General features: G+C 71.0%; 20 protein-coding genes. 11 read left to right on the forward strand and 9 right to left on the reverse strand.

The features are described 5' to 3' along the window. Window positions 1-48 precede the first annotated feature (48 nt). The 5 genes from FB457_RS20745 to trxA all read left to right on the forward strand — a co-directional run bounded on the left by FB457_RS20745 (window position 49) and on the right by trxA (window position 5,010). Entirely contained in the window at window positions 49-1,866 is a 1,818-nt protein-coding gene (locus FB457_RS20745) for a protein kinase family protein (RefSeq protein WP_145782779.1), read from the forward strand. 34 nt (window positions 1,867-1,900) lie between these two features. Beyond that, window positions 1,901-2,587, forward strand: a complete 687-nt coding sequence (gene sigM, locus FB457_RS20750) for an RNA polymerase sigma factor SigM (RefSeq protein WP_145782781.1) — start codon at window positions 1,901-1,903, stop codon at window positions 2,585-2,587. Beyond that, complete coding sequence (locus FB457_RS20755; RefSeq protein ID WP_145782782.1) at window positions 2,584-3,540, forward strand: anti-sigma factor; 957 nt, start codon at window positions 2,584-2,586, stop codon at window positions 3,538-3,540. The genes sigM and FB457_RS20755 overlap by 4 nt, the downstream gene beginning before the upstream one ends. Window positions 3,541-3,660: 120 nt before the next feature. Further along, window positions 3,661-4,638, forward strand: coding sequence for a thioredoxin-disulfide reductase (gene trxB / locus FB457_RS20760; protein ID WP_047016795.1), 978 nt, complete (start codon window positions 3,661-3,663; stop codon window positions 4,636-4,638). A gap of 12 nt (window positions 4,639-4,650) precedes the next feature. Continuing rightward, entirely contained in the window at window positions 4,651-5,010 is a 360-nt protein-coding gene (trxA, locus tag FB457_RS20765) for a thioredoxin (protein ID WP_346429540.1), read from the forward strand. 114 nt (window positions 5,011-5,124) lie between these two features. Here trxA and FB457_RS20770 read toward each other — a convergent pair whose 3' ends face one another. From FB457_RS20770 to rpmH, 9 genes are all read right to left on the reverse strand, one after another. Beyond that, window positions 5,125-5,742 carry a GNAT family N-acetyltransferase gene (locus tag FB457_RS20770; protein ID WP_047016797.1) on the reverse strand — a complete coding sequence of 206 codons (618 nt, stop codon included), beginning with the start codon at window positions 5,740-5,742 and terminating at the stop codon, window positions 5,125-5,127. Window positions 5,743-5,862: 120 nt separating this feature from the next. Then, window positions 5,863-6,963: a ParB/RepB/Spo0J family partition protein gene (locus FB457_RS20775; RefSeq protein WP_173534860.1), complete on the reverse strand. Its 1,101-nt coding sequence runs from the start codon at window positions 6,961-6,963 to the stop codon at window positions 5,863-5,865. Beyond that, complete coding sequence (locus FB457_RS20780) at window positions 6,960-8,003, reverse strand: ParA family protein (protein ID WP_078898328.1); 1,044 nt, start codon at window positions 8,001-8,003, stop codon at window positions 6,960-6,962. Before FB457_RS20780 ends, FB457_RS20775 begins: the two co-directional genes overlap by 4 nt. 236 nt (window positions 8,004-8,239) lie before the next feature. After that, window positions 8,240-8,968: a 16S rRNA (guanine(527)-N(7))-methyltransferase RsmG gene (rsmG, locus tag FB457_RS20785; protein WP_145782784.1), complete on the reverse strand. Its 729-nt coding sequence runs from the start codon at window positions 8,966-8,968 to the stop codon at window positions 8,240-8,242. 109 nt (window positions 8,969-9,077) lie between these two features. Then, window positions 9,078-9,548 (reverse strand): Jag family protein, encoded by a 471-nt coding sequence (locus FB457_RS20790; RefSeq protein WP_047020123.1) that lies wholly within the window; start codon window positions 9,546-9,548, stop codon window positions 9,078-9,080. 101 nt (window positions 9,549-9,649) lie between these two features. Further along, window positions 9,650-10,921, reverse strand: coding sequence for a membrane protein insertase YidC (yidC, locus tag FB457_RS20795; protein ID WP_047016800.1), 1,272 nt, complete (start codon window positions 10,919-10,921; stop codon window positions 9,650-9,652). Between the two features lie 3 nt (window positions 10,922-10,924). Beyond that, window positions 10,925-11,209, reverse strand: a complete 285-nt coding sequence (gene yidD / locus FB457_RS20800; protein WP_145782785.1) for a membrane protein insertion efficiency factor YidD — start codon at window positions 11,207-11,209, stop codon at window positions 10,925-10,927. After that, on the reverse strand, window positions 11,206-11,574 hold the full coding sequence (rnpA, locus tag FB457_RS20805; RefSeq protein WP_047020124.1) for a ribonuclease P protein component: 369 nt from the start codon (window positions 11,572-11,574) through the stop codon (window positions 11,206-11,208). The genes yidD and rnpA overlap by 4 nt, the downstream gene beginning before the upstream one ends. 15 nt (window positions 11,575-11,589) lie before the next feature. Then, window positions 11,590-11,727, reverse strand: a complete 138-nt coding sequence (gene rpmH / locus FB457_RS20810; RefSeq protein WP_027773413.1) for a 50S ribosomal protein L34 — start codon at window positions 11,725-11,727, stop codon at window positions 11,590-11,592. Between the two features lie 412 nt (window positions 11,728-12,139). Here rpmH and dnaA point away from each other — a divergent pair, with 412 nt between their 5' ends. The 6 genes from dnaA to gyrB all read left to right on the forward strand — a co-directional run bounded on the left by dnaA (window position 12,140) and on the right by gyrB (window position 21,276). Continuing rightward, the gene (gene dnaA / locus FB457_RS20815; protein ID WP_486589089.1) at window positions 12,140-14,032 is read left to right on the forward strand and encodes a chromosomal replication initiator protein DnaA; all 1,893 of its coding nucleotides are present in this window, start codon (window positions 12,140-12,142) and stop codon (window positions 14,030-14,032) included. A 938-nt stretch (window positions 14,033-14,970) separates the two neighbouring features. After that, window positions 14,971-16,110: a DNA polymerase III subunit beta gene (dnaN, locus tag FB457_RS20820; protein ID WP_047020125.1), complete on the forward strand. Its 1,140-nt coding sequence runs from the start codon at window positions 14,971-14,973 to the stop codon at window positions 16,108-16,110. Between the two features lie 54 nt (window positions 16,111-16,164). After that, entirely contained in the window at window positions 16,165-17,043 is an 879-nt protein-coding gene (gnd, locus tag FB457_RS20825) for a phosphogluconate dehydrogenase (NAD(+)-dependent, decarboxylating) (RefSeq protein WP_047016802.1), read from the forward strand. 96 nt (window positions 17,044-17,139) lie between these two features. Continuing rightward, window positions 17,140-18,273 (forward strand): DNA replication/repair protein RecF, encoded by a 1,134-nt coding sequence (gene recF / locus FB457_RS20830; protein ID WP_145782787.1) that lies wholly within the window; start codon window positions 17,140-17,142, stop codon window positions 18,271-18,273. Further along, window positions 18,270-18,854 carry a DciA family protein gene (locus tag FB457_RS20835; protein ID WP_047016804.1) on the forward strand — a complete coding sequence of 195 codons (585 nt, stop codon included), beginning with the start codon at window positions 18,270-18,272 and terminating at the stop codon, window positions 18,852-18,854. Before recF ends, FB457_RS20835 begins: the two co-directional genes overlap by 4 nt. Window positions 18,855-19,146: 292 nt before the next feature. Then, complete coding sequence (gyrB, locus tag FB457_RS20840; protein ID WP_047016805.1) at window positions 19,147-21,276, forward strand: DNA topoisomerase (ATP-hydrolyzing) subunit B; 2,130 nt, start codon at window positions 19,147-19,149, stop codon at window positions 21,274-21,276. Window positions 21,277-21,292: the final 16 nt, after the last annotated feature.

Raw genomic sequence — 21,292 nt, forward strand, 5'->3', positions numbered from 1 at the left:
GTCATGGCGCGGCTGCACGACACGAGAGTTGGGGAGGCAGGAACGGCGGTGGCGGAACGGAGCACGGCAGCCGTCGACGGCTCGGCGGACGACCGCAGCGATGCGGCCGACACGACTGAGGCGGCGGACACGGAAGACCCAACGGGCGCCACGGAGGCGCCCGCTGCCGGGGCCCGTGCCGCGGCAGCCCCCGACTCCGGCGCCGCGGCAGCCGCCGAGACGGAAGCCGGTGATACGCGGCCGGCCGCCGCGGAGCCGCCCGCACCGGACTCCTCGGCAGGAAAGCCGCCCGCGCCCGAGGGACCGCCGCGGGCCGGCGTTCCGGTCGCCGACATGCACAGCGGCCACAAGCTCGCCGACCGCTACCGGCTGGAGGAGTGCGTCACCCGCCTCGACGGCTTCAGCAGTTGGCGCGCGGTCGACGAGAAACTCCGCCGCGCCGTCGGCATCCACGTCCTGGCCGCCGGGCACGACCACGCCGAGGCCGTCCTCGACGCCGCCCGCGCCGCGGCCCTCATCGGCGACCCGCGCTTCGTCCAGATCCTCGACGCCGTCGAGGAGGACGACGTCGTCTACGTGGTCCACGAATGGCTCCCCGACGCCACCGAGTTGTCCACGCTGCTCGCCGGCGGCGCGCCCATGGAGCCGCACGAGGCGTACGAGCTCGTCACGCAGGTCTCCCAGGCGCTGGCCGCCGCCCACCGCAAGGACCTCGCGCACCTGAGGCTCACCCCGTCGGCCGTGCTGCGGACGGGCAGCGGGCAGTGGCGCATCCGCGGGCTCTCCATCCACGCGGCGCTGCACGGCACCGAGGCGGACGACCCGCAGCGCACCGACACCGAGGCCGTCGGCGCGCTGCTGTACGCCGCGCTGACGGGCCGCTGGCCGTACGAGGGGGACGCCTACGGGCTTGTCGGGCTGCCCAAGCACGTGGGCCTCATCGCGCCGGAGAAGGTGCGCGCGGGGGTGCACCGCGGGCTCTCGGAGCTGGCGATGCGCGCGCTCGCGGCCGGCTCCCCCGCCGCCGCGGAGCACCCGCGGCCGTGCACGACGCCCGCGGAGCTGAGCGCCGCCTGCGCCGAGCTGCCGCGCATCCGCCCACCGGAGCCGCAGTTCCCGCGGTCCGCGCCGTACCAGCAGACGACGTACCAGCAGGGCTACGCGCAGAGCGGCGGCCGCCCCGGGCCCGCCGCGCGCCCCGTCGCCGCCGTGCCACCGCCCGCCCCGCCCACGCTGCCGGGGCGGACCGGGAAGGCCGTGAAGTGGTGCGTGTCCGTGCTGCTGATCGTCGCGCTCGCCCTCGGCAGTTGGCAGCTCGCCGACGCCCTCATCAACCACGACGGCCGCGGCGGCGACACCGGCAATTCGGCGGCCCAGCCCGGCGGCGGGGGCGGGGGATCCGGCGGCGGCCGCGAGGGCGGCAAGCCGGTGGAGATCGAGAGCGCCCGGGACTTCGACCCGTACGGCACCGGCAGCGAGTCCCCGAGCAGCGTGCCCGCGGCCTACGACTCCGACCCGTCGAGCTACTGGGAGACCAAGTGGTACACCAGCGCGGTCTTCGGGAACCTCAAGGAAGGCGTCGGGCTGGTCCTGGATCTCGGTGAGCCCCAGCGCGTCGGCAGCGTGAAGGTGTCCCTCATCGGCGACAGCAAGCTGACGGCCATGGCCACCCCGCAGGAAACCGGGTCGATGCCGACGGACCTCTCCGGCTTCGAGGAGTTCGACGCGGCGGACGGCACCAATCTGACGCTCAAGCCCACCAAGCCGGTCGTCACCCAGTACGTTCTGCTGTGGCTCACGGAGATTCCGCCGTCGAACGAGGGCAACTTCCGTGGCAAGATCTCCGACATCCAGGTTCGGAGCTGAGCGCGCAGTACTCGATCAGGGGGAGGGGTCGGCGTTGGAGAACGCCAGCGGCGGCGACGTCGACGACCGCACACTCCTCGCCCGCCATGTCTCCGGTGAGGACCCGTACGCCTTCGCCGAGATCGTCCGGCGTCACCGGGACCGGCTGTGGGCCGTGGCGCTCCGCACCCTCGGCGACCGCGAGGAGGCCGCGGACGCGGTGCAGGACGCGCTGCTCTCCGCCTTCCGCGCGGCGCACACCTTCCGCGGCCAGTCCGCCGTCACCACCTGGCTGCACCGCATCACCGTGAACGCCTGCCTGGACCGGGCCCGCAAGGCCGCCAGCCGCCGCGCGGCACCGGTCGCGGACACCGAGCGCTTCGAGCAGTTGCTGGAGCCGGAGGAGTCCGCCGAGGCGCCCGCGGAGCGGGAGGACACCGGCCGGGAGCTGCGCGAGGCGCTGGCGACCCTGCCCGTGGAGCAGCGGGCCGCCCTGGTGCTCGTCGACATGGCGGGCTATCCCGTCGCGGAGGCCGCCGACATCCTCGGCGTTCCCGCGGGTACCGTGAAGAGTCGCTGCGCCCGCGGCCGTGCCCGTCTCCTCCCTCTCGTACGTCATCTGCGGCTGTCCGCCGCCGACTCCGGGGCGGGCGGACGGAACCCGGCGCAGGGGACATCCGTCCCACCGACGGCAGAGCAGCACGACGTACGCGCGGCGAAGGGTGGAGGTGAGAAGCCATGACGCAGCCCCCGCGGTCCTCCGGCGCCGACGACGGGCACCCGGAGGTCGAAGAACTGGCCGACCTCGCCGAGGGCCTGACCTCCCCCGCCCGCACGCAGCAGCTCCACCGCCATCTCGACGAGTGCGCCACCTGCCGTGAGACCCGGGACGCCCTCGACGGCGTACGCGGGCTCCTCGGCAGCCTCCCGGAGCCCGCCCCGATGCCTGCCGAGATCGCGGGGCGTATCGATGCCGCACTGGCGGCCGAGGCGCGCTACGACGCCGATGTGTCCGCCGTCGATGTTTCACGTGAAACCGCGCCGCCGGAGACCCATGTGCCCGCGCCGCGCGAGTCTGTTTCACGTGAAACACGATCCCGCCGCTCGCACCGCCGGCCCGCCGCACACCGTGCGGACGCCACCGGCCCCGGCCGGCCCGCCCGGCGCTGGCCGCGCGTCCTCCTCGGCGCCGCCGGGGCGGCCGCGCTCGTCGCACTCACCGTCGTCCTCTTCCAGCTCCCGGAGAGCGGAGGCAACGACGACAGCGCCGCAGACATGACGGCCAACCAAGAGCAGTCCCAGGGGAACGCCCCGAAGGTCGCGCCGAGCGCCGGCAGCCAGGGGCCGCTGGGCGCCGACTCACTGGAGACCCGCGTCCTCGGCATGCTCCAGCAGCCCGAGCGACGCGAGGGCGGCGGCGCCGGCGAGGGCACGGCCGACACCGGCGACGACCCGCTCGTCGCCGAGGGGGACGACCCCCAGGTGCCCGAGTGCGTACGGGCCGCCCTCAACCGATCCGAAGCGCCACTCGCGGCCGAGACCGACACGTACGAGGGATCCCCCGCCTACGTCGTCGTGCTGCCGCACCCCGGCGACGCTCAGCGAGTGGACGCCTACGTGGTGGATTCTTCCTGCGCAGCCTCCCCGGACCAGCCGGGCGAGATTCTGCACAGCGACACCTTCCAGCGACCCTGAGCCGCGCCCACCCGCCCGCGGGAATGTCCGGCCCGTAGGATCCGTTGGGTGGGTGAGAGGGACAGGACGCAAGCGTTTCCCCACCCCTTCAGGCAGCCGGTCGTAGACAAGGAAGAGTCCGTGAGCGACGTTCGCAACGTGATCATCATCGGCTCGGGGCCGGCGGGCTATACCGCCGCGCTGTACACCGCCCGCGCCGCGCTGCAGCCGCTGGTCTTCGAAGGCGCCGTCACCGCGGGTGGCGCGCTCATGAACACCACGGACGTGGAGAACTTCCCGGGGTTCCGTGACGGGATCATGGGCCCGGATCTGATGGACAACATGCGGGCACAGGCGGAGCGCTTCGGCGCCGAGCTCGTGCCCGACGACGTGGTGTCCGTGGACCTCACCGGCGACATCAAGACCGTCACCGACACCGCGGGCACGGTGCACCGAGCGCGGACCGTGATCGTCTCCACCGGATCGCAGCACCGCAAGCTGGGGCTGCCCCGGGAGGACGAGCTGTCCGGCCGGGGCATCTCGTGGTGTGCCACCTGTGACGGCTTCTTCTTCCGCGAGCAGGACATCGTGGTCGTCGGCGGTGGCGACACCGCGATGGAGGAGGCCACGTTCCTCTCCCGCTTCGCCAAGAGCGTCACGGTCGTCCACCGCCGGGACAGCCTGCGCGCCAGCAAGGCGATGCAGGAGCGGGCCTTCGCGGACCCGAAGATCTCGTTCATCTGGGACAGCGAGGTCGCCGCCATCCAGGGCGGCGACAAGCTCTCCGGTCTGACCCTCAGGAACACCAAGACCGGCGAGGAGTCCGAGATCGCGGTCACGGGTCTCTTCATCGCCATCGGGCACGACCCGCGCACGGAGCTGTTCAAGGGGCAGTTGGAGCTCGACGGGGAGGGTTACCTCACGGTCGACGCCCCCTCCACCCGCACCAACCTCCCCGGGGTCTTCGCATCGGGCGACGTTGTCGACCACACCTACCGCCAGGCGATCACCGCCGCCGGGACGGGTTGCTCTTCGGCGCTGGACGCCGAGCGCTACCTCGCCGCAATCGCCGACAAGGAGAAGTCGGCGGAGCCGGAGAAGGTCGCAGACGCCGTCTGAGACCCAGCAGCCATCAACGCACAACGACGTAAGGAGTACGCCATGGCCGGTGCCACGGTGACCGCAACCGATGCGGACTTCGAGGAGAAGGTCCTCAAGAGCGACAAGCCCGTACTGGTCGACTTCTGGGCTGCCTGGTGCGGCCCGTGCCGCCAGATCGCTCCGTCGCTGGAGGCCATCGCCGCGGAGAACCCCGAGAAGATCACCATCGTCAAGCTCAACATCGACGAGAACCCGGCGACGGCCGCGAAGTACGGGATCATGTCGATCCCGACGATGAACGTCTACCAGGGCGGCGAGGTCGTGAAGACCATCGTCGGCGCCAAGCCGAAGACCGCCCTGGAGCGCGACCTCAGCGAGTTCATCGGCTGACGAAGCGAACCTCGTTTCACGTGAAACGTGCGCGTGGCGTGTGAAACGCCGCCGCGGGAGCCGAAGGGCCCGTCCCCGTGAGGGACGGGCCCTTCGTCGTGCCGGGACGCGGAGTCAGAGCGGACGCAGCACCGGATCCTTGCGTGCGCCGCCGAGCAGCTTGTCGAGCGCCAGCTCCACGTCCTCCTTCCAGGAGATCGCGGAGCGCAGCTCCAACCGCATCCGGGGATGGCGGTGGTGGGGGCGTACGGTCTTGAAGCCGACCGCCACCAGATGGTCCGCCGGCAGCACGCACGCGGGCTCCTTCCAGGCCGCGTCCCCGAACGCCTCGACGGCTTTGACGCCCCGGCGCAGCAGATCCTTCGCGACCGTCTGGACGAGGGTCCGGCCCAGGCCCTGCCCCTGATATCCCGGGTTCAGCCACGCGGTCATGAGCTGGACGGCGTCCGCCGACACCGGGCTCGTCGGGAAGGCGAGGGAGCGGGGCACGTAGGCGGGCGGGGCGTACATCACGAACCCGGCCGGCACATCGTCGACGTAGAGGACCCGGCCGCAGGAGCCCCACTCCAGCAGGACGGAGGAGATCCAGGCCTCCTTCTCCCGCTCCGGGTGCCCGGACTTGACGGCGGCTTCACCGCTGACGGGATCCAGCTCCCAGAAGACGCACGAGCGGCACCGCCGGGGAAAGTCCGGGAGATTGTCCAGGGTGAGCGGTACGAGCCTTCGCCCCATGCAGCCCGATCCTCTCCTTCACCGGCATCCCCCTCGATACCCGTATGCATCGTATCCGGAGACGACAAAACAGGCCGCGGATTCCCTCCGCGGCCTGTCTCGTGAAATCGAGGGGAGGGGTCACTCGTCCTCGTCGGCGTCCTCGTCGCTCAGCTTCTTCTCCAGCACCCTGCCCTCGCCGGGAGCCATCGATCCGAGGATGCGCTCCAGATCCTCTATCGAGGCGAACTCGACGACGATCTTTCCCTTCTTCTGCCCCAGGTCGACCTTCACCCGGGTCTCGAAGCGGTCGGAGAGCCGGGACGCCAGATCGGTCAGCGCCGGAGACATCCGGTTGCCCGCACGCGGCGCCTTCGGCCGGCGCCCGGTCTTGGGCTCCGATGCCATCAGGGTCACGATCTCCTCGACGGCCCGCACCGACAGCCCCTCGGCCACGATGCGGTGCGCCAGCCGGTCCTGCTCGCTGGCGTCCTCCACGGAGAGCAGCGCCCGCGCATGGCCCGCCGAGATCACCCCGGCCGCCACCCGTCGCTGCACGGGCGGCGAGAGCCGCAGCAGCCGCAGCGTGTTGGAGACCTGCGGACGGGAGCGGCCGATCCGGTCGGCGAGCTGGTCGTGCGTGCACTCGAAGTCCCGCAGCAACTGGTCGTAGGCGGCCGCCTCTTCCAGCGGGTTGAGCTGTGCTCGATGCAGGTTTTCGAGCAGTGCGTCCAGGAGGAGCTTCTCGTCGTCCGTGGCGCGGACGATCGCGGGAATCCGCTCCATGCCCGCCTCGCGGCAGGCACGCCAGCGGCGCTCACCCATGACCAGCTCATAGCGGTCCGAGCCCAGCCGGCGGACGACGACCGGCTGGAGGAGCCCGACCTCCTGGATGGAGGTGACCAGTTCGGCGAGGGAATCCTCGTCGAACACCTCGCGGGGCTGCCGCGGGTTCGGCGTGATGGCGTCCAGCGGAACCTCGGCGAAGTGCGCACCGGCCACTTCGCCGCTGTCCGCGGCACCCTCGACGGCCGGCGGCGCCTCGTAGGCGTGCTCCGGCGGCACCTGCTCCTCGTATCCCTGTGGCTCAGGCTGCGGCGCCCGCTCCGACACTATGACGGGCACCGCTCCCGGCGACATGGTGGCGCCACCGACCAGCGGTCCCGAGTCATCGGCGGGAGTGGGAGCGGCGGGGATCAGCGCCCCCAGCCCGCGACCCAGCCCTCTGCGTCGTTCCGTCACTGAGCCCCTCCGTCGTGCCGCTCGTGATGAGCTTCGCCCTGTCTGGGCATACCGCGCAGGGCCATCTCGCGGGCCGCCTCCAGATAGGAGAGCGAGCCGCTCGACCCCGGATCGTAGGTGAGGACCGTCTGCCCGTAGCTCGGTGCCTCCGAGATGCGCACCGAGCGCGGGATGCTGGTCCTCAGCACCTCGTTGCCGAAGTGGCCGCGGACCTCGTCCGCCACCTGGGAGGCCAGGCGCGTCCTCCCGTCGTACATCGTGAGGAGGATCGTCGACACATGGAGCCGGGGGTTGAGATGCCCGCGCACCAGGTCGACGTTGTGGAGCAGTTGTCCCAGCCCTTCCAGCGCGTAGTACTCGCACTGGATGGGGATGAGCACCTCGTTGCCCGCCACCATGGCGTTGACGGTCAACAGGCCGAGCGAGGGCGGGCAGTCGATGAAGATGTAGTCCAACGGCTGCTCGTAGGCGTCGATCGCCCGCTTCAGCCGGCTCTCCCGCGCCACCAGCGAGACCAACTCGATCTCCGCGCCCGCGAGATCGATCGTCGCCGGCGCACAGAACAGCCCCTCGACATCGGGAACCGGCTGCACCACCTCGGCCAGCGGCTTGGCCTCCACCAGCACGTCGTAAACCGACGGCACCTCCGCGTGGTGGTCGACGCCCAGTGCGGTCGAGGCATTGCCCTGCGGGTCGAGGTCGATGACCAGCACCCGGGCCCCGTGCAGGGCCAGTGATGCCGCCAGGTTGACCGTGGTGGTGGTCTTGCCGACCCCGCCCTTCTGGTTGGCGACGACCATCACACGGGTCTGCTCAGGGCGTGGCAGACCCTGACCGGCCCGCCCGAGCGCCTCTACGGCGAGTTGAGCGGCACGGCCGATCGGAGTGTCGTCCATCGGAGGCGGTGTTTCACGTGAAACATCCGCCGATTCGGAGCGGGGACCGGGGACCGGATCGGCCATCGGCCCCGCGACATTGGCGTCGGACCGCAAGGATTCACTCTCCTCGACTTCAGACTCGCACTGCACAGAGCCTGCCATGCTTTCGGGGTCGCGAACCAGCGAGGCCCGTTCTCCTGTGGATGATTCCTTATCCACAGCCGGCTCGCGGGCCTCTGCGGCACCGCGTCCTCGGCTGAGGATCCCGGGGAGCAACGAACGATGTTTCACGTGAAACACGATGCACAGCCCCGCGGGTACCACCGCAGCGACACTCCGGTGTATGTACGGTAGGCGGCTTTAATGGACCGAACGGCCCTCTTTCGGATACGAGCAGACTAACGGCGTCGGCCGTGCCCGCCGCGACCGCCCTTGCGAGCGGCGCGGGCCCGCTTGGCGGCGAAGCGTACGCCTCCGGGACTCTCGCCCACCACGGCCCGTACGACGGTCGCCGGCGGGTCCACCACATCGGCTCCGACCTGCACGATCTCGGTCTCCGTGACGCCGAGCTTGTGCAGCGCGGCCTTCGAGGCACGCAGTTCTTCCTCGGCGCTCTCACCCTTGAGCGCCAGCATCTCGCCGTACGGGCGCAGCAGCGGAACGCCCCAGCCGGCCAGCCGGTCCAGCGGGGCGACCGCCCGCGCGGTGACCACATGAACCGGCTCCAGCGTGCCGAGGACCTCCTCGGCCCGGCCGCGGACGACGGTCACCTGCTGCTCCAGCCCCAGCAACTCGGTGACCTCCTGCAGAAACCGGGTGCGCCGCAGCAACGGCTCCAGCAGCGTGATCCGCAGGTCGGGACGGACGAGGGCCAGCGGGATGCCCGGCAGACCGGCGCCCGAGCCGACGTCGCAGACCGCGACGCCGTCGGGCACCACTTCGGCGAGCACCGCGCAGTTCAGCAGGTGCCGCTCCCACAGCCGGGGGACCTCCCGCGGGCCGATCAGCCCGCGGGTCACCGCCGTGTCGGCCAGCAGCTCGGCGTAGCGCACCGCGTCCGGAAGGGCACCGCCGAAGACCTTGTCGGCGGCTTGCGGCGCCGGCGGAAGATCCGCTACTTCGGACACGGGAACGTCCTCTCGCTGGAGCACGGGCGGGCAGGCGACGGCGGGTGGCAGGGGAGCAGTCTGGGCCGGTCGGAACAACCGGCCCAGGGGTGGAGCGACGACGTTCCGGTCAGGCCGGGAGCACGACCACGCGCCGCTCGGGCTCCTCGCCCTCCGACTCGCTGCGCAGCCCGGCGGCCTTCACCGCGTCGTGCACCACCTTGCGCTCGAACGGGGACATCGGCCGCAGCTTCTCCGGCTCGCCGCTCTCCTTGACCCGCTCGACGGCCTCGGTGCCCAGCTCGGTCAGCTCCGCGCGCTTGCGTGCCCGGAACCCCGCGATGTCCAGCATCAGCCGGCTGCGGTCGCCCGTCTCCCGGTGCACGGCCAGCCGGGTCAGCTCCTGCAGCGCCTCCAGCACCTCGCCTTCGCGCCCCACCAGCTTCTGCAAATGGCGGTCCGACGATCCTTCGCCGATGATCGACACCGAGGCCCGGCCGCCCTCGACGTCCATGTCGATGTCGCCATCCAGGTCCGCGATGTCGAGCAGCTCCTCCAGATAGTCGGCGGCGATCTCGCCTTCCTGCTCCAGGCGCGTCAGGACGTCCTCGGCCGAGGCCTCGGGCTGCTCGGGCTGGGCCTCGGTGTCCGAACCGGTTTCGCCGGTCGTGGACGCGGTGTCCGTCACGTGGGGACTCCTTCTTACTTCTTCGACGGGTGCTTGGGCCGCTGCGGCCCCTTGCGCTGACCGGACTTCGCGTTACGGGCGTTGCCACCCGCACCGCCGCGGCCGGATGAGCCGCCCGCCTTCTTCTTCGCGGCGCTCGACGCGGGCTTCTTGTCCTCGGGTTCCGCGGCGCCGTCCGCGTCCTCCTGCCGCTGGCCGGAGCCGCCGGACTGGGCGTGGCTGCGGCGCTGGGACTTCGACTGCCGCTTCGGCTGCTGCCGCCGGCTGGGGTCGCCGCTGCCGGGCTTGGCGTCCGCCAGCGGCGTCTCGCTCTTGACGATGGTGCCGTCCGCCTGAGGGAGCAGGTCGTGCTTGGCGAGCGCGGAGACGAACTTCCGCTCGTCCTCGTTGCGGTCCTTGCCCTTGGCGACCATCTGCTTGACGACGTAGCGGTCGCGGCGGCCGCGCACGCCGCCGCGGTCGATGACGTGCTTCTGCATGCGCTCCAGCAGGTGCGCGTAGGACTTGCTGCCCGGGGTGGGGTTCCGCTTGATCACGTACATCTGCTGGCCCATGGACCAGACGTTGGTGGTCAGCCAGTAGATGAGGACGCCGACCGGGAAGTTGATGCCGAAGACGGCGAACATGACCGGGAAGATGTACATCAGCATCTTCTGCTGCTGCATGAACGGCGTCTTGACCGTGAGGTCGACGTTCTTCGTCATGAGCTGGCGCTGCGTGTAGAACTGCGACCCCGACATCAGCACGATCATGATGACGGTGACGACCCGCACGTCGGCGAGCGTGGCGCCGAGGCTCTCCACCTTGCCGGCGCTGTCCATGAACTTCGCCGCGATCGGGGCACCGAAGACGTGGGCCTGCCGGGCCTCCGCGACCTGCGTGGCGTTGAGGACGCCGACCTCGTGGTTACCGGCGATCTTGTTCAGCACCTGGAAGAGCGCCAGGAAGAAGGGCGACTGGGCGAGGATCGGAAGACAGCTCGAGAGCGGGTTGGTACCCGTCTCCCGGTACAGCTTCATCATCTCCTCGGACTGGCGCTGCTTGTCGCTCTTGTAGCGCTCCTGGATCGCCTTCATCTTCGGCTGGAGCACCTGCATGTTCCGCGTCGCCTTGATCTGCTTCACGAAGAGCGGGATCAGCGCGATCCGGATGACGACCACCAGCGCCACGATGGACAGCCCCCATGCCCAGCCGCTGGCCGGGTCGAAGACCAGGCTGAACAGCGAGTGGAACTGGACGATGATCCAGGAAACGGCGATATAGAGAGGTTTGAGGACCGTGTCCACGAATCAGGCTCCTTGGGCCTTGGGCTGCGTCTTGCCCAGCCGGCTGCGCAGCCGCTGGTGCCAGACCGGATGCTTACGGGGCGGAACGTGATCGACCCCGCCGAGCGACCACGGGTTGCAGCGCAGGATGCGCCAGGCGGTCAGGCCCGTGCCTTTGACCGCACCGTGCAGCCTGATCGCCTCATAGCCGTAGTGCGAGCACGACGGGTAGTACTTGCAGACCGGCCCCAGCAGCGGGCTGAGGGTCCACTGGTACAGCTTGATCAACCAAAGCAGCGGATACTTCATCGCGGCGCCCTTCCCAGCAACCGCCCCAGCGCTGCGTCCAGGTCATCGCGCAGCCGGTCGTAGCCGGCCTCCGCGGCGCCGGGCAGCGCCCGTACGACCACCAGGCTACCTGCGGGCAGCAGATCCAACCGATCCCGTAGGAGATGACGCAGGCGACGCTTGACGAGGTTGCGCGCGACCGCCGGTCCGACGGCCCTGCTGACGACGAAACCCGCACGCGTCGGGGAGGCGTCCTCCCCGGCGGCATGCGGGTCTCCGCCGCTGTTCAGATGGACGACGAGCAGCGGGCGGCCGGCCCGTCGTCCGCGGCGTACCGCTCGGGCGAAGTCCTCGCGCCGCCGCAGCCGGTGCTCAGCGGGCAACACGAGCACACCAAGAGGTCAGGCGGACAGGCGTGCGCGGCCCTTGGTGCGACGGGCCGTGATGATGGCACGGCCGGCGCGGGTACGCATACGCAGCCGGAAGCCGTGCGTCTTGGCACGCTTGCGGTTGTTCGGCTGGAAAGTGCGCTTGCTCACTCGGGGGCTCCAGGAGATTCGTCACGGGTGGTTAGGCGCCGAACGGCTGCCACCGTGCGCCCTCGAGCCGGCTCGTCATCGCCCGACACGTGACATGATCACTGTCGCGGCCTGAGACTGATCGGAGGCAGGCGGCAGCAGCCGTCGACATCTCGACCTCGACACGGTACGCGGGCGGCCGCCGTCCGGTCAAACCCGCCCTGTGCGGCCGACACGCCACAGGACACTGTGCACAGCCTGTGGACAGCGACTTGAATGGGGCAGCTCGGCGTGACTACCGTGGCTGGACTTCCGACCCTTGCGCGGATCCATCCCACCCGTCCCGAGATCACACCTTCGTGACCTGCCGTGACCTGAAAGAGCGTGCCCCGTGGCCGACCTGCCTGCCGATCTCGCTGCAGTGTGGCCACGCGTGCTCGAGCGACTACTCGCGGACGAACAGGGCGTCGAAGCCAAGGACCACCGCTGGCTGCGCGACTGCCAGCCGCTCGTCCTCGTGGCCGGGACCGCGGTGCTGGCCGTGCCCAACGAGTACGCGAAGGGCGTTTTCGAGGGCCGTCTCGCCTCCAAGATCACCGATGCGCTGAGCCACGCCTGCCGCCAGCCCATCGGCCTGGCCGTCACCGTCAGCCCCGGTGAGCCGGAGTCGAAGCCGCAGCAGGGCCCGCCGGCGCAGCCGGGCCCCGAGTCGGGCGGGCACGGCCCGCACGTACCCCATTCCCCGCAGGCTCCGCAGCCGCCGGCGCACGAGCAGGCCGCGCACCCCGGCGCCCCGCACCTGCCGCTGCCGCACACCGCCGCGCAGCCCACGCATCAGAGCCACCAGCCGCCGCACCAGAGCCACGGCGGGCCGCTGCCCGAGCCGCCGTACGACGCGTACAGCCGCCCGGCGCCCGGGGACGACCGCCTCCCCACCGCCGCCCCGACGTACCCCGAGTACGCGCAGCCGCGCCCGGCGCCGGCCGCCTGGCCCCGCGCCGACCACCACCCGGGCCCGCCCGGCACCCAGCCGGACACCTCGGCGGGGCCCGACGGCACGGACTTCTACCCGGCCCACGACCACCTCGCGCAGCGCCCCGCCCACGACCGGTACGCGCACCCCGGCAGTCACACGGGCGGGCACACGGGCGGGCACACGGGCGGGCACAGCCCCTCCGGCGCCCCGATCCCGCCCCTGGTGCAGGCCATGGGGAACGTCGAGCTGCCCGCGCCCAGCGGCGCGCCCGGCCCGCTCGCCGCCCAGCCCGCCCCGGCGACGGGACCGGGCGAGCCGACCGCGCGGCTGAACCCGAAGTACCTCTTCGACACCTTCGTCATCGGCGCCTCCAACCGCTTCGCGCACGCCGCGGCGGTCGCCGTCGCCGAGGCCCCGGCCAAGGCGTACAACCCGCTGTTCATCTACGGCGAGTCCGGCCTGGGCAAGACGCACCTGCTGCACGCCATCGGCCACTACGCCCGGAGCCTCTACCCCGGCACCCGGGTGCGGTACGTGAGCTCCGAGGAGTTCACCAACGAGTTCATCAATTCCATCCGCGACGGCAAGGCGGACACGTTCCGCAAGCGCTACCGCGACATGGACATCCTCCTGGTCGACGACGTCCAGTTCCTGGCGAGCAAGGAGTCGACGCAGGAGGAGTTCTTCCACACCTTCAACACCCTGCACAACGCCAACAAGCAGATCGTGCTCTCCAGCGACCGGCCGCCCAAGCAACTGATCACCCTGGAGGACCGGCTCCGCAACCGCTTCGAGTGGGGCCTGATCACCGACGTGCAGCCGCCGGAGCTGGAGACCCGGATCGCGATCCTGCGGAAGAAGGCGGTCCAGGAGCAGTTGAACGCACCGCCGGAGGTGCTGGAGTTCATCGCCTCCCGGATCTCCCGCAACATCCGTGAGCTGGAGGGCGCCCTGATCCGGGTCACGGCCTTCGCCTCGCTCAATCGGCAGCCGGTGGACCTCGGGCTCACCGAGATCGTGCTGAAGGACCTCATCCCCGGCGGCGAGGACACGGCCCCGGAGATCACCGCCGCCGCGATCATGGCCGCCACCGCCGACTACTTCGGGCTGACGGTGGAGGATCTCTGCGGTTCCTCCCGCAGCCGCGTGCTGGTCACCGCGCGCCAGATCGCCATGTACCTGTGCCGGGAGCTGACGGACCTCTCCCTGCCGAAGATCGGCGCCCAGTTCGGCAACCGGGACCACACCACCGTGATGCACGCGGACCGCAAGATCCGGGCGCTGATGGCCGAGCGGCGCTCGATCTACAACCAGGTCACCGAGCTGACCAACCGCATCAAGAACAGCTAGCGGCCCCGCCGCCGGTCCGTACGTCCCCCACCGCTCCACCGCGCCGCTCCACCGCGCCGCTCCACCGTGCCCCGCGCCGCTCCACGGCGCCTCGCGGGCTCCCACGCGTCCCCGGCAGCCGGTTCTGCACAGGTCTTCCGCACGCGTCCGGCCGCATCCGCACGCCCCCCGGCACGTACCCGAACAGCCGAGCCCCCACGCCGTGTTCGATTCCAGGCCCTGACCAGGCGCTTCTCCACACCTCGGCGGCTTTTCCGCCGTCCACACCCTGGGGATCGGCGAGTTACCCACGGGCGGGTGTGGACGCAGTCTGGACAACTCGCGTCCGCGCAGCTCATGGGGGTGTGGATTTGTGGGTGAGCGTTGCCCACACCCTGTGGACACCGTCCGCCGGTCCGATCGGCGCCGAGCGCTGTCCACCGCGGAAGACCACTCACCCACAGAAAACCCCGCTCTGTACACAGCCTGTCCACAAGTTTGTCCACTGTTCGGCAACGCAACGCGCCCCTTCACCAGGTCGAGTGAAAGCCGTCACACCGAGAAGCAGGATTGGCTGTGCAGAAACCCGGGTAACTCTGGGGACGGAGCTGTGGCTAAGTGGCCCCCGCCTGTGAACGGCCTGTGTACAGCCGCGCATCGTCCACAGGAACAGCGGGTTATCCACTCTTCGTCCCCAACCCGCCTGTGGGCAAAATTCGCGGGCTGACCTGCGCAGACAAGGTTTTCCACGGTTTCCACAAGCCCTACTACTACCTCTACACGTAGCTAGCTCGGAATCCGCTTCGAAGCGGGGCCTGTGCACAAGTGCGGTCGACGGCCTCCAGGAGCGGCAGCGACGAGTTGACCCCGACCTGCCCCCTGTGTCGGTGCCGTGCGTCAGACTGGTCCCCCACACCAACCGAGCCGGCAAGGGCCGAGAGCACCAGGAGGCGGTCTCCGTGAAGATCCGGGTGGAGCGCGACGTACTCGCGGAGGCAGTGGCGTGGGCAGCGCGCAGCCTCCCGGCCCGGCCGCCCGCGCCGGTGCTCGCGGGACTGCTGCTGAAGGCCGACGGCGCGGACGGCGGGACGCTCAGCCTCTCCGGCTTCGACTACGAGGTCTCCGCCCGCGTCTCCGTGGAGGCGGACGTGGAGGAGGACGGCAAGGTCCTCGTCTCCGGGCGGCTGCTCGCCGACATCTCGCGCGCACTTCCCAACAGACCTGTGGAGATCTCCACCGACGGCGTCCGGGTCACCGTGGTCTGCGGCTCCTCGCGGTTCACACTCCACACCCTGCCTGTGGAGGAGTATCCGGCGCTGCCCGAGATGCCGACCGCGACCGGCACGGTCTCCGGCGAGGTCTTCGCCGCCGCCGTCTCGCAGGTCGCCATCGCAGCCGGCCGGGACGACACCCTGCCGGTGCTCACGGGCGTGCGCATCGAGATCGAGGGCGACACGGTCACGCTGGCCTCCACGGACCGGTACCGCTTCGCGGTCCGCGAGTTCCTGTGGAAGCCGGAGACCGCCGATGCCTCCTCGGTGGCGCTCGTCCCCGCCAAGACGCTGCTGGACACGGCCAAGTCGCTGACCAGCGGCGACATCGTGACGCTCGCGCTGTCGGGCGCCGGCGCGGGCGAGGGCCTGATCGGCTTCGAGGGCGCCGGCCGGCGGACGACGACGCGGCTGATCGAGGGCGACCTGCCGAAGTACCGCACGCTGTTCCCCACGGAGTTCAACTCGGTGGCGGTCATCGAGACCCCGCCGTTCGTCGAGGCCGTCAAGCGCGTGGCGCTCGTGGCCGAGCGGAACACGCCGGTGCGGCTGAGCTTCGAGCAGGGCGTGCTGACCCTGGAGGCGGGGTCGAGCGACGATGCACAGGCTGTGGAAAGGGTGGACGCACAGTTGGAGGGCGACGACATCTCGATCGCCTTCAACCCGCTCTTCCTCCTCGACGGGCTGAGCGCGATCGACTCTCCCGCCGCGCAGCTCTCGTTCACGACGTCGACGAAGCCGGCGCTGCTCAGCGGCAAGCCCGCGCTCGACGCCGAGGCGGACGAGGCGTACAAGTACCTGATCATGCCCGTGCGGCTGAGCGGCTGAGGCCCGGCGTAGGCTCGGACCCGATAGGACGCACAGGCGGACGAAGGGGCAGTGATGGAGCTCGGTCTTGTGGGTCTCGGCCGGATGGGCGGGAACATGCGTGAGCGCATCCGGCGCGCGGGCCACACCGTCGTGGGGTACGACCACAACCCGGACAGGGCCGATGTCCACAGCCTGCGGGAGCTTGTGGACGCACTGCCCGCCCCCCGTGTGGTGTGGGTGATGGTGCCCGCGGGCGCGGCCACGCAGTCGACCGTCGACGAGCTGGCCGAGCTGCTGGAGCCCGGCGACGTGCTCGTGGACGGTGGCAACTCGCGCTGGACGGACGACGAGAAGCACGCCGTGGAGCTGGGGGCGAAGGGCATCGGCTTCGTGGACTGCGGTGTCTCCGGGGGCGTGTGGGGCCTGGAGAACGGCTATGCGCTGATGTACGGCGGCGACGCCGAGCACGTGGCGCGGGTGCAGCCCGTCTTCGACGCGCTGAAGCCGGAGGGCGAGTACGGCGCCGTCCACGCCGGCAAGGTCGGCGCGGGGCACTTCGCGAAGATGGTCCACAACGGCATCGAGTACGCGATGATGCAGGCATTCGCCGAGGGCTGGGAGCTGCTGGAGGCCGCCGACTCGGTCACCGACGTGCGCGAGGTCTTCCGCTCCTGGCAGGAGGGCACGGTCATCCGCTCCTGGCTGCTGGACCTGGCGGTCCGGGCGCTGGACGACGACGAGCACCTGGGCAAGCTCCGCGGGTACGCGGAGGACTCCGGCGAGGGCCGGTGGACGGTGGAGGCGGCGATCGACCACGCGGTGCCGCTGCCGGCGATAACGGCGTCGCTCTTCGCCCGGTTCGCCTCGCGCCAGGACGACTCGCCGCAGATGAAGATGATCGCCGCGCTGCGGAACCAGTTCGGCGGCCACGCGGTCAAGGAGGAGAAGTAGCTCTGCCGGGCGGCCGGCGGGAGCGCCGGCCCGCTGTTCGCCCAAGCTGAATCGAAGCTGAATCGGCCGAGTGCCTGGGGAGGTCGGCGTCGGGCCATGCACGTGTCTCATCTCTCGCTGGCCGACTTCCGTTCGTACGAGCGGGCGGAGGTGCCCCTCGACCCGGGGGTGACGGCCTTCGTCGGGCCGAACGGCCAGGGCAAGACGAACCTGGTCGAGGCGGTCGGCTATCTCGCGACCCTGGGCAGCCACCGGGTGTCCGCGGACGCGCCGCTGGTGCGCATGGGCGCGGCGCGTGCGGTGGTCCGGGCCGCGGTGACGCAGGACGGCCGGCAGCAGCTCGTGGAGCTGGAGCTGAACCCGGGCAAGGCGAACCGGGCGCGGCTGAACCGCTCCTCGCAGGTGCGGCCGCGCGATCTGCTGGGCGTGCTGCGTTCCGTGCTCTTCGCGCCGGAGGACCTGGCGCTGGTCAAGGGCGACCCGGACCAGCGGCGCCGCTTCCTCGACGAGCTGATCACGGCGCGGGCGCCGCGGCTGGCGGGAGTGCGCAGCGACTACGACCGGGTGCTCAAGCAGCGCAACACGCTGCTGAAGACGGCCGCGATGGCGCGGCGGCACGGCGGGCGGCAGCTCGACCTGTCGACGCTGGACGTCTGGGACCAGCATCTGGCACGGGCCGGGGCGGAGCTGCTGGCGCAGCGGCTGGAGCTGATCGCGGTGCTGCAGCCGCTGGTGGACAAGGCGTACGAGCAGGTGGCGCCGGGCGGCGGGCCGACGGCGTTCGAGTACAGGTCGCCGGCGGGCGGGCGGTTCGCGGAGGCGCGTACGCGCGAGGAGTTCGCGGGCCTGCTGCTGGAGGCGATGGCGGAGGCGCGGAAGCAGGAGATCGAGCGGGGCGTGACGCTGGTCGGTCCGCACCGCGACGATCTGGTGCTGAAGCTGGGCGAGTTGCCGGCGAAGGGCTATGCGTCGCACGGGGAGTCGTGGTCGTACGCGCTGGCGCTGCGGCTCGCGTCGTACGAGCTGCTGCGCGGCGAGGGCGGCGGGGAGCCGGTGCTGGTGCTGGACGACGTGTTCGCGGAGCTGGACGCGCGGCGGCGGGAGCGGCTGGCGGAGCTGGTGGCGCCCGGCGAGCAGGTGCTCGTGACGGCGGCGGTGGCGGAGGACGTGCCGGAGGTGCTGGCGGGGGCGCGGTTCACGGTGGCCGACGGGCGGGTGGAGCGCGGATGAGCGAGGAGCCCGTACGCCCCGGGGGCGCCCGCCAGGACCCGTCCGCGGACTCCGGGGCCGCGGAGTCCCCCGCCGCGCCCGAGCCCTCCGGGGTCGACCTGGCGCGTGTGGCCCTGCGGGCGGCGCGGGCGGAGGCCCGGGCGCGGGGGGCGGCGGCGCAGCAGCGCCGGCAGGCCCGCCGCGGCGGCGGGCTGCGCTCGGGCGCCCGCGCCGACGGCCGCGATCCGCTGCCGCTGGGTGCCGCGGTGAGCAGGCTGATCACCGAGCGCGGCTGGGAGGCGCCGGCGGCGGTGGGCGGCGTGATGGGCCGCTGGCCGCAGCTCGTCGGTCCCGAGGTGGCGCAGCACTGCGCGCCCGAGCGGTACGACGAGCAGGAGCGGGTGCTCGTGGTGGCGTGCGACTCCACGGCGTGGGCGACGCAGTTGCGGCTGCTGGCGCCGCAGTTGGTGGCGCGGCTCAACGAGGAGCTGGGCCACGGCACCGTGAAGCTGATCAAAGTGGTGGGTCCCGGCGGCGGCGGGCGGCGCTTCGGGCCGCTGCGGGCGCCGGGGAGCCAGGGGCCCGGGGACACGTACGGGTAGCCCCCTACCTTCTGCTGAACCCCGGCGGTAAACCTGTGATGGAGTGAGGTCGGTCACAGTAGCTGATGGTTGACGCCCCGAAGCGCTGAGTGGCGCTCAGAGGCTCTGCAGGCCCCGGTGTGTGCAGTCCCCCTCGGTGGGCAGATGTTCAGGGCGCCACATGCGGGTTCAGGCACCGGCAAACCGCCATTCTGTCGTGGGCTACCGGTAGACTGGGAGCAACCCGCCCACTTGCGGAACACGCTGACCAACAACGACGCGGCCGCTCCCCGCTCAGCCAGGAGAGTGGCCCGTGCTGTGCCAGAAAGGGCGCTTCGTGGCCGATTCCGGCAACTCCAACGAGAACATCCCTGCCAGCGAGAACGTGCCTCCAGGCGCCGACGGCGCCGCGGAGGCGGCCGCTGAGGCCGCACGGGCGCACGCGCGCGCGGAGGCGGAGGCCGTCGAGGACGCGGCGTACGACGCGAACGCGATCACGGTCCTGGAGGGCCTCGACGCCGTACGCAAGCGCCCGGGCATGTACATCGGCTCGACCGGTGAGCGCGGTCTGCACCACCTGGTGCAGGAGGTCGTGGACAACTCGGTGGACGAGGCGATGGCCGGCCACGCGGACACGATCGAGGTGACGCTGCTCGCCGACGGCGGCGTGCGCGTCGTCGACAACGGCCGCGGCATCCCCGTGGGCATCGTGCCGTCGGAGAACAAGCCCGCGGTGGAGGTCGTGCTGACCGTCCTGCACGCGGGCGGCAAGTTCGGCGGCGGCGGCTACGCGGTCTCCGGCGGTCTGCACGGCGTCGGCGTCTCGGTCGTGAACGCGCTCTCGACCCGCCTGTCGGTGGAGGTCAAGACCGATGGCTACCGCTGGACGCAGGACTACAAGCTGGGCATCCCGACCGAGCCGCTGGCGCGGAACGAGGAGACGGACGAGACCGGCACCACGGTCACGTTCTGGGCGGACGGCGACGTCTTCGAGACGACGGACTACTCGTTCGAGACGCTGTCGCGCCGCTTCCAGGAGATGGCGTTCCTCAACAAGGGCCTCACCATCTCGCTCACCGACGAGCGGGCGGCGGCCAAGCAGACCTCGGGCGCGGACACCGCGGGCGACGAGGACGAGGACAAGGCGCGCAGCGTCACGTACCACTACGAGGGCGGCATCTCCGACTTCGTACGCCACCTGAACTCGCGCAAGGGCGAGCCGGTGCACCCCTCGGTGATCGACTTCGAGGCCGCGGACACCGAGCGGCTGATGTCGGTCGAGATCGCGATGCAGTGGAACACGCAGTACAGCGAGGGCGTCTACAGCTTCGCCAACGTCATCCACACCCACGAGGGCGGTACGCACGAGGAGGGCTTCCGGGCCGCGCTGACGGGGCTGATCAACCGGTACGCGCGGGACAAGAAGCTGCTCCGCGAGAAGGACGACAACCTCACCGGCGAGGACATCCGCGAGGGCCTGACGGCGATCATCTCGGTCCGGCTGGGCGAGCCCCAGTTCGAGGGCCAGACGAAGACCAAGCTGGGCAACACGGAGGCGAAGACCTTCGTGCAGAAGGTCACGCACGAGCACCTGACGGACTGGCTCGACCGGAACCCGAACGAGGCGGCGGACATCGTCCGCAAGTCCATCCAGGCGGCGACGGCCCGTGTGGCCGCCCGCAAGGCGCGCGACCTGACACGGCGCAAGGGGCTGCTGGAGACCGCGTCGCTGCCGGGCAAGCTGAGCGACTGCCAGTCGAACGACCCGTCCAAGTGCGAGATCTTCATCGTGGAGGGGGACTCCGCGGGCGGCTCGGCGAAGTCCGGCCGCAACCCGCGGTACCAGGCGATCCTCCCGATCCGCGGCAAGATCCTCAACGTGGAGAAGGCCCGGATCGACCGGGTGCTGCAGAACACCGAGGTGCAGGCGCTGATCTCGGCGTTCGGCACCGGCATCCACGAGGACTTCGACCTCGGCAAGCTGCGCTATCACAAGATCGTGCTGATGGCCGACGCGGACGTCGACGGCCAGCACATCCAGACCCTGCTGCTGACGCTGCTGTTCCGCTTCATGCGCCCGCTGATCGAGGGCGGGCACGTCTTCCTGGCCCAGCCGCCGCTGTACAAGATCAAGTGGACCAGGGACGAGTTCGAGTACGCGTACTCCGACCGCGAGCGGGACCAGCTCATCGAGCTGGGCCGCTCGCAGTCCAAGCGGATCAGGGACGACTCGATCCAGCGCTTCAAGGGCCTGGGCGAGATGAACGCGGAGGAGCTGCGGATCACCACCATGGACCAGGCGCACCGCGTACTGCGCCAGGTGACGCTCGACGACGCCGCCGCGGCCGACGACCTGTTCTCCGTGCTCATGGGCGAGGACGTCGAGGCGCGCCGCTCGTTCATCCAGCGCAACGCCAAGGACGTCCGCTTCCTCGACATCTGAGTCGGCCCCGCCCGGG

The sequence above is a fragment of the Streptomyces sp. CNZ287 genome (genome assembly GCF_007827615.1).